This window comes from Stenotrophomonas sp. I18B00994 (assembly GCF_014145825.1).
Lineage (GTDB): Bacteria > Pseudomonadota > Gammaproteobacteria > Xanthomonadales > Xanthomonadaceae > Stenotrophomonas > Stenotrophomonas maltophilia.
In genome coordinates, this window is record NZ_JACIUW010000003.1 from 161,152 (window position 1) to 172,828 (window position 11,677).

Here is an 11,677-nt window from a genome sequence, read left to right on the forward strand (position 1 = left end):
ACCCCCATGCCTGTGGTTGCCAGCCGGAGAGGACTCCGGCGCCCACAACGAAGGCCACCGCGCTGATGGCCGCACCGATGCTCGATACCTACCGTGAGGTGGTGACGCCAGAGGGTGTGCTGCTTCAGTTGCCGGTAGCCGGACCGCTGCCGCGGGCCATGGCCTGGCTGGTCGATCTTGGCGTGCGCATCGCGGTACTGGTGCTGATGGCGATTCCGCTGGCGGTGCTGGACGAATTCGGCTCCGGCCTCAACCTGGTGCTGATGTTCCTGGTCTACTGGGTCTACCCGATCGTGTGCGAGGCACTGTGGAGCCGCACACTGGGCAAGCGCGCGCTGGGCCTGCGCGTGCTGTCCCGCGATGGCGCGCCCGTGGGCTGGATGGCGGCGATCACCCGCAACCTGCTGCGCACGGTGGACATGCTGCCGTTCGGCTATGCACTGGGCCTGGTCAGCAGCCTGTTCGATCCGCACGGCCGCCGCCTCGGCGACCTGGTGGCCGGCACCGTGGTGGTGCACGCGCCTGTGCTGTACCTGCCGCCGCCACCTACCATCGACAGCGTGCTGGCCCCGCCGCAGCCACTGCGGCCGGAGGAACAGGCCGCGCTGATGGCCTTCGCCGAGCGCGCGCCACGGCTGTCGGCGGCCCGCCAGCAGGAGCTGGCCGGCATTGCCGAGCCCCTGACCGGTACCCACGGCCAGGTCGCCGTGCTGCGCCTGTACGCCATGGCCAACTGGCTGCTGGGGCGGCGATGAAACAGGAACAGTTCGTCGCCCGCTACCAGCAGGAATGGCAGGAGCTGGAACAGTGGCTGCTGCTGCGTGCCGGCGCCTCGCGCCGCGCGCGCCGCAAGGCCAGCGGCCTGGCACTGGACGATACCGCCGTCCCGCAGCGCTACCGGCGCCTGTGCCAGCAGCTGGCGCTGGCCCGCGAGCGCGGTTACAGCCCGCAGCTGCTCCAGCGCCTGCAGCAGCTGATGCAGCAGGGCCACAGTGTGCTGTACCGCACACGGCCGACGCGCTGGCGCGCCGCGCTGGAATTCCTCGTGGCCGACTTCCCGCTGCTCGTGCGCAGCCAGGCACGCAGCATGTGGGTGGCGCTGGCGATGTTCGCGCTGCCGGCAATCGCCTGCTTCGTGCTTGTACAGGTCTACCCGGACCTGATCCACACGTTGATGGACAACCGCCAGATCGCCGCGATGGAGCGCATGTACGACCCTGCCGCCGAACGACTGGGCCGCGACAGCGGTACCGACTGGATGATGTTCGGCCACTACATCCTCAACAACATCAGCATTGCCCTGCGCACCTTCGCCAGCGGCCTGCTGGCCGGGCTGGGTACGCTGCTGGTGCTGCTGTTCAACGGCGTCACCATCGGCGCGGTGGCCGGCCACCTGCAGCACATCGGACACGGTGGACCATTCTGGCGCTTCGTGGCCGGCCATGGCGCGTTCGAGCTGACCGCGATCGTGATCGCCGGCGGTGCCGGCCTGCAGCTGGGCATGAAGCTGCTGGCACCGGGCCGGCGCAGCCGCCTGGACGCGCTGGTCGACGGTGGCCGCATCGGTGCGCGGCTGTGCCTGGGCGTGGCGTTCATGCTGCTGGTCGCAGCCTTCATCGAAGCGTTCTGGTCGTCGATCGCGGAAGTCCCCGCATGGACCAAGTTCGGCGTCGCCGGAGTGCTCTGGGCCGGCGTGCTGCTGTGGCTATGGCGTGGCGGGCGTGGAGGCGGCCATGCGCATTGACCGTCTGGACGTAGTGCTGCGTGCACGCAGCGGCTGGGAAGCGATGGAGCTGGGCAGTGCCCTCGCCCGCCGCCATGCGCGCGCCGTGTGGGGCAGCTGGCTGCTGGCCAGTGCTCCGTTGTTCGTGATCTTCAACGCGCTGGGATGGTGGCTGGATGCCTTCGGCTGGGCCTGGCTGGCGATGTGGTGGTGCAAGCCACTGTTCGAGCGTGCGCCGCTGTATGTGCTGTCGCGCGGCATCTTCGGCGAACCGGTCAGCACACTTTCGGCCCTGCGTGCGCAGCGCCACTGGGGCAACACTGGTTCCTGGGGCTACCTGGGCTGGCGTCGCTTCAGCGTGCTGCGCAGCCTGTGCCTGCCGGTGAACCTGCTGGAAGGCAACGCCCCGGGCCAGCGCGGTCCACGCCGCCGTGCGGTGGCTGCCGGCGCCGCAGGTGCGGCGACAGTGCTGACCGTGACCTGCATGGCGTTCGAAGCGGTGCTGGTATCTGGTGCCATCGGTGCAGTGTTCATGTTCATGCCACTGGACCTGATGTCCGAATCCTGGCGTGCGGCGTGGGACATGATCGGCAAGGACACGCCGGCATGGGCACGCTTCGGTTTCAATCTGGCCTGCTGGCTGGCCTCGGCGCTGATCGGCCCGTTCTTCGTCGGTGCGGGCTTTGGCCTGTACTTGAACCGGCGTACGCAGATGGAAGCCTGGGACGTCGAAATCGCCCTGCGCCGCCTGCGCGATCGCCTGCTGCCGGCGGCATCGACGCTGGCGCTGCTGCTGTGCCTGGCACTGCCGCTGGTCTCCGCCCCGGTGCATGCGCAGGACGCAGATGCCGAGCCCGGGCGCGCAATGGGCAAGCCCAACGCCAGTAACATCGCCGCCGAAGACGACGACGATGAACCGACCATCGACCCGGCCAACACGCCGGCCACCATCTTCGGTGGCACGCCGGTGGACACCGCCGGTTTCCGTCAAGCGGTTAACCGCGCCTATGAGGACCCGCTGCAGCGCCCGACCCGCGAGGTCACCCGCTGGAAGCCGATCGAGCAGGCCGAGGAAAAAAAGAAGGAAGACAAGCAGCTGCAGCGTGACACCAACAGCAAAGGTGAACGCAAAGCGCGCAGGGACGGCATCGCCTGGCTGGCACGGCTGGCCGAATGGGGCCTGTGGGGCCTGCTCGGCATCCTGCTGCTGGTGCTGCTGCTGACCGCGCGGCTGTGGCTGCCATGGCTGCGTGGCAGTGGCCGGCGCAAGGCCGACGCTGCACCGAAGGTGCTGGAGGAACAGGTGGAGTTGCCGGTGGTGCTGCCGCCGGACGTGGCCACCCAGGCTGGCCTGCTCTGGGACCAGGGCCGGCCGCGGCAGGCGCTGGCCCTGCTGTACCGCGCCAGTGTGCGCACGGTGGGCGAGCGCAGCGGTATCGCGCTTCCACCTGGTGCCACCGAAGCGCAATGCCTGCGCGCGTCGCGGCGCATGCCTGATGCCACCGATCGTGACCTGTTCGCGCGCATCGTGCGCATGTGGCAGTACGCCGCCTACGGTGGCCGCCTGCCCAGCCGCGCCGATTTCGATGCATTGGCCGATACCCTGCGCCAGCAGTACGGGTGGCAGGCATGAGTCCGCGCCTGTTCTGGTCGCTGCTGCTCGGTGCATTGGTGCTGTTCGGTGTACCGCTGACCATCCTCTACCTGCGCACGCACGAACGGGTGACCGAGACGATCCGGCTGCCGCCACAGGGCGAAGCCGCCTACAACCCGCTGTACGTACTCGGCCAGGCCCTGCGCGCCGATGGCATTGACGTGCACTCGCGGCCACGGCTGGAACTGCAGCAGATGGCACTGGGGCCGAACGATACGGTGGTGCTGCTGCAGGACAGCAGCGAACTGCCGCCGCCCGTTGCCAGCGCGCTGCTGGACTGGGTCGACGGTGGCGGCCACCTGCTGGTACGTACACCGCCGCCGGCCGAGGACGATGCCGGCAGCACGCAGGGCCCCTTGCTGGACCGGCTGGGCGTGGACAGCCTGTTCCAGCGCAGCGACTGCCAGCCGTTCCATGTCGACGACGATCCTGGCCACGTCGAATTCTGCGGTGGCCGTCGCTTCACCCTGGGTTTTGCCGCCAGTGCGCAGGCCGAACGTCGCTGGGGCACGGATCGCGACCTGGTGTTCGCGCGCCTGCGCCATGGCCAGGGCAAGGTGAGCGTGCTGGCCGACATGGAGTTCATGCGCAGCGAGGTGGACTCACCGGCGGCGCGCCTGGCCTCCGCAGGGGGCAAGGCCAGCGACGGCCTGCACGACGCGTCGCATCGCGACCTGACCCGCTACCTGCTCGATCCGAACTACGGCAAGGGTGCGGTCTGGCTGGTCTATGCCAGCCGCCCGCCGTCGCTGTGGTCGCGCATGTTCTATCAGGGTTGGCCGCTGTGGGCACCGTTGCTGCTGGCCCTGCTGGGTTGGCTGTGGGGCCGCTCGCAGCGCTTCGGCAGCCTGCTGCCGTCGCCGGTTCTGGAACGCCGTTCGCTGCTGGAGCACGTGCGCGCCAGTGGCGAACTGCTGCTGCGTTTCGGCCACGGCGCGCGCCTGTACGAGGCCGTACTCGCCCTGTTCCTGCACCGCCTGCGCCTGCGCGCACCGGTTGCCGCCGCACTCGATGGCGCGCCGCGCGATCAGGCCATCGCCGAGCTGCTGAAGTGGCCGCAAGGCCGCGTTGCCAGCGCGCTCACGCCCCCTCCGCCGCACGATTCCTCCGCCCTGCGCGAGCGCATCCGCTTGCTGCTCCAGATGAGATCCCTGCTATGACCGAAGTCCCCGAGCTGCCGGCGGCCGCCAACGCCCGCCTGATCGAACGCGTCGATGCCATCCGCGATGCCGTCGGCCACGCCTTCATCGGCCAGGCTGATGTGCTGGACCAGATCCTGGTGGCCCTGCTGGCCGGTGGCCACGTGCTGATCGAGGGCGTGCCCGGGCTGGGCAAGACCCTGCTGGTGCGCGCGCTGGCCCAGGCACTTGAGCTGGACTACGGTCGCGTGCAGTTCACCCCCGACCTGATGCCCAGCGACGTCAGCGGCCACGCGGTGTACGACCCGAAGACCGAGAGCTTCAAGATCCGTCGTGGCCCGGTGTTCACCAATCTGCTGCTGGCCGACGAGATCAACCGCGCACCGGCCAAGACCCAGTCGGCGCTGCTGGAAGTGATGCAGGAAGGCCAGGTGACCATCGAAGGCAAGGCCTTCACCCTGGCGCCGCCGTTCATGGCGCTGGCCACGCAGAACCCGCTGGAACAGGAAGGCACCTACCCGCTGCCGGAAGCGCAGCTGGACCGCTTCCTGCTGAAGGTGCTGATCGACTACCCGCAGCTGGAGGACGAGAAGCGCATGGTGACCGCGATCACCAGCGGCCGCGCCGCCAGCGATTTCGACCTGAGCCAGGTGCCGCGCGTGCTCGGCGCCGGTGAGCTGCTGGAACTGCAGCGCGCCACGGCGGCGATCACCGTCGATGACGAAGTGATCGACTACGCGGTGCGGATTGTGGCGGCCACGAGGCAGTGGCCGGGTATCGCGGTCGGCGCTGGCCCGCGTGGCAGCATCGCGCTGGTACGTGCCTCGCGCGCGCAGGCGGTGTTGGCCGGCCGTGACTTCGTCACCCCCGACGACGTGCGCGACATCGCGCGCCCCGCGCTGCGCCATCGCATCGCGCTGGCACCGGAACTGCAGATCGAAGGCCAGGACGCCGACGACGTGCTGGGTGCACTGCTGGCCAAGGTGGAAGCACCGCGCCGATGAGGCCGGCCCCGCTGCTGCTGGCGCTGCTGCTGGCCTGGGCCGCCCTGGGTGGCCTGGTGCTGGGCGGCATGCTGCCGCGCTGGAGCTGGGCGCTGGCCGCGGTGGCGATTGCCGTGCCAGCGTTGATGGATCTGTGGCGGCAGACGCGGCGTCCATCGCCGCAGATCCAGCGTGAGCTGCCCGAAGCACTGGCACTGGGCGTGCGCCGCGAGGCCGCGCTGCGGCTGCAGGCGGACGCATCGATGACGGTGCAGGTGTTCGACCTGGTCCCCGGCGGCTGGCCGCTGGAATCGCTGCCGCAGCGCGTGCGCCTGAAGCCCGGCAGCGCCTCCACCCTGCACTACCACCTGCAGCCGCTGCAGCGTGGGCGCTTCCGCTTCGACGGCGTGCATCTGCGCATGCGCTCGCCATGGCGCCTGTGGTGGCAGCAACGCACGCTGCCTCCCGCGCTGGACGTGCGGGTCTATCCGAACTTCGTACCGCTCACCCGCTTCGCCCTGTTCAGTGCCGACCAGGCCTCGCGGCTGGTCGGTGCACACGTGAAGCGCCGCCGCGGTGAAGGCACCGACTTCCACCAGATGCGCGAGTACCGCATCGGCGACAGCCTGCGCCAGCTGGACTGGAAGGCCACCGCGCGTGCGCGCAAGCTGGTCTCGCGCGAGTACCAGGACGAGAAGAACCAGCAGCTGCTGCTGATGCTCGACAGTGGCCGCCGCATGCTGGCCAGCGAAGGCGGGCTCTCGCACTTCGATCATGCATTGAACGCCTCTCTGGTGGTGGCCTACCTGGCGCTGCGCCAGGGCGATGCTGCCGGCCTGTTCGCCACCGGTGGCGAGCGCCGCTGGGTGGCACCGCAGCGTGGCATGGGCACGGTCGAGCACCTGCTGCGTGCCAGCTACGACCTGCAGCCGCGCGCGGTGGCCACCGACTACCTGGCCGCCGCCACCGAAGTGTCGCTGCGCCAGCGCCGGCGCGCGCTGGTGATGCTGGTCAGCAACGTACGCGATGAGGACATCGAAGACCTGCTGGCGGCGGTGCGCCTGCTGCAGAAACGCCACCTGGTGTGCGTGGCCAGCCTGCGCGAGCGCGAACTGGATGCTGTCCTCGATGATGAGGTGCAGTCGCTGGAGGACGCGGCACAGGCCGGCGCCGCGGCGCTGTACCTGCAGCAGCGCGCGAAAGCGCATGAAGCGCTGCGCAGCGAGAAGGTGATGGTTCTGGACGTGACCGCCGACGCCCTGCCCGGTGCACTGGTGGAGCGCTATCTGGCGGTGAAGCGCGAAGGGTTGCTCTGATACCAGGAACGATTGCCGGCCAGCGGCCGGCACTACCCCCCCTGTAACAACCGCCACATCGCCCTGGTGGGTGCCTACCTTGGTTGGCACGAAACTCACGGCGCCGACCAGGGTCGGCATCTACCAACGGCGGTTGCCGGCCAGCGGCCGGCACTACCCCTGCAACAATCGCCGCTGCAATCGCTCCACCGCGCGCTGCAGCAACACCCGATTGCGGGCCAGCTTCATCCACTGCGGCAGGCGCGAGAACATGGATCGGTGATGGCCGCGGCTTTCGCGCAATGTCGCGCTCGCGTGCTCGTGCAATGCCTGCAGATGTTCAGCGTTATAGGCCCAGAGCAGGCCTGCGCGGGTCGGTTCGACCAGGCACAGCGGCAATCCGAAGTGCGGATCGGCAGGCTCGGCATCACGCAACGGACGCACCGAGACCGAAACATCGGTACTGCGATCACATTGCGCACATCGAGCAGCGAAGGACGCCGGCGCAGGGATGCCAGCGGGAACCCGACGACGCACGTGCAGCCACTGATGCCCACAGAATCCACAAGGTTGGCGGCCCAGCATGTAGACCGCACCGACCCAGTCACCACTGTCCAGTGCAGAACTGCAGCCGGTGCAGCGGAATCGCGCGGTCCACCGGTAGGGTTTCCAGCTGGCGACCACCCAGCCGGGGGTATCGCAGCGATGGCAACGCACCGCGACGCGGTCCGCGAAGGCCTGCAGGCTGCGCCCGTCATCGAAGTGCCGGCCAGGCACGGGCGAAGAACGCCCATGCCGGCCAGGCCAACGCCGCACCGCCATCAGACGTAGATCCGCGTCGGCGCCTCGTCAACGATCGCATGCGGCACGAAGCGCGCACTGTCACGGGTGATCGCGCTGTCGTCCTCGCGGATGCCGACGCCGCAGGCGTGTTCACCCACCACCCAGCTGCCGATCAGCGGATAGCCGCCTTCGAAGCGGGTGAGCGGATGGGCGCGCTGGATGATCGCCGGGCCATCGTAGGGACCGTCGCTGCGCTGGGTGCTGCCATCGGCCAGATGCATCTCGATGTTCGCGCCTTCGCGCGAGAACAGCGGCTTGCGCACCCAGCCCGACGCCAGCGTGCTGCCGTCATCGAAATGCGCTTCCAGCAGGTTCGGATGGCCCACGTTACGCTGCCACAGCAGCGGCAGGATGCCCTTGTTGCTCAACACCGCCTTCCACGCCGGCTCCAGCAGCTGCACGCCCGAGCCGGGCAGCGCGCGACCGAATTCCTCGGCCATCAGGTCTTCCAGCGGGTACAGCTTGAACAGCGTGCCGATCACCGAATCGTCCAGCGCGGTGAAGCGGCCGTCCTCGGACAGGCCAATGTCCTCGATGGCGATGGCCTGGCCATGCAGGCCGGCCTGCGATGCACAGTCGCGCAGATAGTCGACGGTGCCGCGGTCTTCTTCGGAGCTGCCCACGGCACTGAAATACAGCGGCGGCGGCAGCTGCGTGGCCAGTTCGCCGAAACGCTCGACCAGCGTTTCGTGGATCGCGTTGAACTGGTCGGCGTGCTGCGGCAGGCGACCGGCGTTGCGCTGGTCTTCCAGCCACTGCCATTGGAAGAAGCTGGCCTCGAACAGCGAGGTCGGCGTGTCGTAGTTCAGTTCGTACAGCTTGGCCGGACCGGTACCGTCGTAGGCCAGGTCCAGGCGACCGTACAGATGCGGCTGGCGCTGGCGCCAGCTGTCGGCGATCCAGTCGCGGTAATGCGACGGAATCGCCAGCTGGTCCATCAGCCGTTCGCTGGCGATGACATCGCCGACCAGGTCCAGCGCCATCTGGTGCAGCTCGGCGCTGGGGTCTTCGATGTCCTGCTCGATCTGGCGCAGGGTGAACGCGTAGTACGCGCTTTCGTCCCAGTACGGCTGGCCGTCGATGGTGTGGAAGCGGAAACCCGCCTCTTCCGCGCGCGCCCGCCATTGGGCACGCTCGGCAATCCGGATGCGCTGCATGGGTCGATCAGCCGCCGTAGCTGCCGCTGCTGCTGCGGCGCGCGCTGGTGTTGCCGAAGCCACCACGGCTGGCAGTGACCGCACGGTTCGGTTCGCTGGTGACCGGGGCCAGGCCGGCCTTGCCCGCGCCGATGCCGCTGGCGGTGTTCAGGCCACCAGTGCCACCCGGTGCCGGGCGCGCCCAACCCGCGTTCTTGTCCTGGTAGGCCGGCGCCGACGCCGGTGCCTGCGGTGCCAGGCCTCCGCGGTTACTCAGCATCTGCGACATGAAGAAGCCCATCATCATCGGGCCGATGAACGAGGTACCGGCCGAGGTGTGCTGCTGCACGCACTGCTCCGGCTTGTAATCCTTCTCGCAGGCTTCCCTGCTGGCGTACTTCGGCGCCGCATCGGCGGCCTGCTTCTGCGCTTCGGCGAAGGCATTGCGGCACGACGACGGATCGCCGGTGGCCTCGGTGCAGGCCTCGACCGACGTGTACAGGCCTTCCTGCACCTTCACCTCCGGCTCCTTCTGGCAGGCGGTGAACAGCAGCGGCGCGGCGCTCATCAGCAGCAGCGCGGTGGTGCGGGAACGTTTCATGGCCTCATGCCCTGTCGACGGATCAATGCCCCAATGATGCCAAATCCGGGCCAGCAACCGGAATCGGCAAAGTCCGAAAGATGAACGGACTTTCATTTTCGTCGGCATTGGGGTCAGAGCCCATCGCGCCGCGATGGGATCCGACCCCAGGCGACGCACCGCTCTGGTAGGTGCCAACCTTGGTTGGCACACATCCCGCGGCGCCCGGTCATGCCCGGCGCGCGCAGCCAAGTCTCCGGCAAGACGCCCCCTTGTTGTTCAAGGGGGGCGCGCCGAAGGCGCGGGGATAAGGGGAAATGCGCGGACCACCAAGCCGCTGCAAGCGGTGAAGGTGGTTGCAGCAGCAACCGAAAAAATTGGCCATGATCGGCTGACCCCCACGTCGTACGGCCCGCCCGTTCCGCCAGCCATGCCCGAATACCGTTCCCGCACCTCCACCGCCGGCCGCAACATGGCCGGCGCCCGCGCCCTGTGGCGCGCCACCGGCATGAAGGATGGAGACTTCCACAAGCCGATCATCGCCATCGCCAACTCCTTCACCCAGTTCGTGCCCGGCCACGTGCACCTGAAGGACCTCGGCCAGCTGGTCGCGCGCGAGATCGAGCAGGTCGGCGGCGTCGCCAAGGAATTCAACACCATCGCCGTGGACGACGGCATCGCGATGGGCCACGACGGCATGCTGTATTCGCTGCCCAGCCGCGAGATCATCGCCGACGCCGTGGAGTACATGGTCAACGCGCACTGTGCCGACGCGCTGGTGTGCATCAGCAACTGCGACAAGATCACCCCCGGCATGCTGATGGCAGCGCTGCGCCTGAACATCCCGGTGGTGTTCGTTTCCGGCGGACCGATGGAAGCGGGCAAGACCAAGCTGTCCGAGCACAAGCTGGACCTGGTCGATGCGATGGTGGTGGCTGCCGATGACAGCGCTTCCGACGAGAAGGTGGCCGCGTTCGAACGCAGCGCCTGCCCCACCTGCGGCTCCTGCTCGGGCATGTTCACCGCCAACTCGATGAACTGCCTGACCGAAGCACTGGGCCTGTCATTGCCCGGCAACGGCACCACGCTGGCCACCCACGCCGACCGTGAGGCGCTGTTCCGCCGTGCCGGCCGCCTGATCGTCGAACTCTGCCATCGCTGGTATGGCGGCGAAGACCCGAGCGCGCTGCCGCGCGGCATCGCCACCCAGGCGGCGTTTGCCAATGCGATGACCCTCGACATCGCCATGGGCGGCTCCACCAACACCATCCTGCACCTGCTGGCCGCCGCGCAGGAAGCGGAGGTCGACTTCAACCTGACCCACATCGACGCGCTGTCGCGGCGCGTCCCGCAGCTGTGCAAAGTGGCGCCGAACACGCCGAAGTACCACATCGAGGACGTGCATCGCGCCGGCGGTGTGTTCGGCATCCTCGGTGAACTGGACCGCGCCGGCCTGCTCGAAACCACGGTGCCGACCGTGCACAGCGCCAGCCTGGCCGAAGCACTGGAACGCTGGGACGTGGTGCGCAGCGACAACGACACCCTGCATACCTTCTTCAAGGCCGGCCCGGCCGGCATCCCCACCCAGGAGGCCTTCAGCCAGGCCACGCGCTGGCCGACGCTGGACGTAGACCGCGCCGGGGGCTGCATCCGCTCGCTGCAGCATGCGTATTCGCTGGAAGGTGGGCTGGCCGTGCTGCGCGGCAACCTGGCCGTGGATGGCTGCGTGGTGAAGACCGCCGGCGTGGACGAGTCGATCCATGTGTTCGAAGGCCCCGCGCGCGTCTATGAAAGCCAGGACGCCGCCGTCGCCGGCATCCTCGCCGACGAAGTGCAGCCGGGCGAGGTGGTGGTGATCCGCTACGAAGGCCCGAAGGGCGGCCCCGGCATGCAGGAAATGCTGTACCCGACCAGCTATCTGAAATCGAAGGGGCTGGGCAAGCAGTGCGCACTGCTCACCGATGGCCGCTTCTCCGGCGGCACCTCCGGCCTGTCGATCGGCCATGTCTCGCCGGAAGCCGCCAGCGGGGGTGTCATCGGCCTGGTGGAAGATGGCGACCGCATCCGCATCGACATTCCGGCCCGCCGCATCGACCTGCTGCTGGATGAGACCACGCTGGCCCAGCGCCGCAGCGACGCCGATGCGCGTGGTTGGAAGCCGCGCGCACCGCGCCCACGCAAGGTCACCAGCGCGCTGAAGGCTTATGCACTGCTGGCCACCAGCGCCGACAAGGGTGCCGTACGCAACACCGCGCTTCTGGGCGATTGACCGCCATACGGTAGTGCCGGCCGCTGGCCGGCATCTGGGAAAAGGGGCTGAGGGA

Annotated in this window: 10 protein-coding genes; 7 read left to right on the top strand and 3 right to left on the bottom strand. The window is 68.6% G+C overall.

From position 1 onward, the window contains the following. Window positions 1-65: 65 nt before the first annotated feature. Genes H4O10_RS04440 through H4O10_RS04465 form a run of 6 tightly spaced genes read left to right on the top strand, consistent with a single transcriptional unit; the run spans window position 66 to window position 6,815 of the window. A complete protein-coding gene (locus tag H4O10_RS04440) occupies window positions 66-755 on the top strand; it encodes an RDD family protein (protein WP_049453576.1) in 690 nt (229 codons plus the stop codon). After that, window positions 752-1,744, top strand: coding sequence for a stage II sporulation protein M (locus H4O10_RS04445; RefSeq protein ID WP_049403679.1), 993 nt, complete (start codon window positions 752-754; stop codon window positions 1,742-1,744). Before H4O10_RS04440 ends, H4O10_RS04445 begins: the two co-directional genes overlap by 4 nt. Next, the gene (locus H4O10_RS04450; RefSeq protein WP_033833841.1) at window positions 1,734-3,356 is read left to right on the top strand and encodes a DUF4129 domain-containing protein; all 1,623 of its coding nucleotides are present in this window, start codon (window positions 1,734-1,736) and stop codon (window positions 3,354-3,356) included. The genes H4O10_RS04445 and H4O10_RS04450 overlap by 11 nt, the downstream gene beginning before the upstream one ends. Then, window positions 3,353-4,537 (top strand): DUF4350 domain-containing protein, encoded by a 1,185-nt coding sequence (locus tag H4O10_RS04455; protein WP_033833771.1) that lies wholly within the window; start codon window positions 3,353-3,355, stop codon window positions 4,535-4,537. The genes H4O10_RS04450 and H4O10_RS04455 overlap by 4 nt, the downstream gene beginning before the upstream one ends. Continuing rightward, complete coding sequence (locus tag H4O10_RS04460; RefSeq protein ID WP_033833772.1) at window positions 4,534-5,520, top strand: MoxR family ATPase; 987 nt, start codon at window positions 4,534-4,536, stop codon at window positions 5,518-5,520. The genes H4O10_RS04455 and H4O10_RS04460 overlap by 4 nt, the downstream gene beginning before the upstream one ends. Further along, the gene (locus tag H4O10_RS04465; protein ID WP_049403678.1) at window positions 5,517-6,815 is read left to right on the top strand and encodes a DUF58 domain-containing protein; all 1,299 of its coding nucleotides are present in this window, start codon (window positions 5,517-5,519) and stop codon (window positions 6,813-6,815) included. Before H4O10_RS04460 ends, H4O10_RS04465 begins: the two co-directional genes overlap by 4 nt. 153 nt (window positions 6,816-6,968) lie before the next feature. On the opposite strand, the gene H4O10_RS04470 is transcribed toward H4O10_RS04465, so the two are convergent. Genes H4O10_RS04470 through H4O10_RS04480 form a run of 3 tightly spaced genes read right to left on the bottom strand, consistent with a single transcriptional unit; the run spans window position 6,969 to window position 9,374 of the window. Then, window positions 6,969-7,616, bottom strand: coding sequence for a hypothetical protein (locus H4O10_RS04470; protein WP_049453574.1), 648 nt, complete (start codon window positions 7,614-7,616; stop codon window positions 6,969-6,971). Then, on the bottom strand, window positions 7,616-8,794 hold the full coding sequence (locus tag H4O10_RS04475) for a glutathionylspermidine synthase family protein (protein ID WP_049453572.1): 1,179 nt from the start codon (window positions 8,792-8,794) through the stop codon (window positions 7,616-7,618). Before H4O10_RS04475 ends, H4O10_RS04470 begins: the two co-directional genes overlap by 1 nt. A gap of 7 nt (window positions 8,795-8,801) precedes the next feature. Further along, complete coding sequence (locus tag H4O10_RS04480) at window positions 8,802-9,374, bottom strand: DUF1190 domain-containing protein (RefSeq protein WP_005411539.1); 573 nt, start codon at window positions 9,372-9,374, stop codon at window positions 8,802-8,804. Between the two features lie 409 nt (window positions 9,375-9,783). Here H4O10_RS04480 and ilvD point away from each other — a divergent pair, with 409 nt between their 5' ends. Next, a complete protein-coding gene (gene ilvD, locus H4O10_RS04485; RefSeq protein WP_049453570.1) occupies window positions 9,784-11,622 on the top strand; it encodes a dihydroxy-acid dehydratase in 1,839 nt (612 codons plus the stop codon). The last annotated feature ends 55 nt before the right edge of the window (window positions 11,623-11,677 follow it).

What these genes read in the sequence shown, in the direction of transcription:
- H4O10_RS04470 (WP_049453574.1), bottom strand. Translation starts at nt 7,616, where the DNA reads ATGGCGGTGCGGCGTTGGCCTGGCCGGCATGGGCGTTCTTCGCCCGTG.
- H4O10_RS04475 (WP_049453572.1), bottom strand. Translation starts at nt 8,794, where the DNA reads ATGCAGCGCATCCGGATTGCCGAGCGTGCCCAATGGCGGGCGCGCGCG.
- H4O10_RS04440 (WP_049453576.1), top strand. Translation starts at nt 66, where the DNA reads ATGGCCGCACCGATGCTCGATACCTACCGTGAGGTGGTGACGCCAGAG.
- H4O10_RS04445 (WP_049403679.1), top strand. Translation starts at nt 752, where the DNA reads ATGAAACAGGAACAGTTCGTCGCCCGCTACCAGCAGGAATGGCAGGAG.
- ilvD (WP_049453570.1), top strand. Translation starts at nt 9,784, where the DNA reads ATGCCCGAATACCGTTCCCGCACCTCCACCGCCGGCCGCAACATGGCC.
- H4O10_RS04455 (WP_033833771.1), top strand. Translation starts at nt 3,353, where the DNA reads ATGAGTCCGCGCCTGTTCTGGTCGCTGCTGCTCGGTGCATTGGTGCTG.
- H4O10_RS04460 (WP_033833772.1), top strand. Translation starts at nt 4,534, where the DNA reads ATGACCGAAGTCCCCGAGCTGCCGGCGGCCGCCAACGCCCGCCTGATC.
- H4O10_RS04480 (WP_005411539.1), bottom strand. Translation starts at nt 9,374, where the DNA reads ATGAAACGTTCCCGCACCACCGCGCTGCTGCTGATGAGCGCCGCGCCG.
- H4O10_RS04465 (WP_049403678.1), top strand. Translation starts at nt 5,517, where the DNA reads ATGAGGCCGGCCCCGCTGCTGCTGGCGCTGCTGCTGGCCTGGGCCGCC.
- H4O10_RS04450 (WP_033833841.1), top strand. Translation starts at nt 1,734, where the DNA reads ATGCGCATTGACCGTCTGGACGTAGTGCTGCGTGCACGCAGCGGCTGG.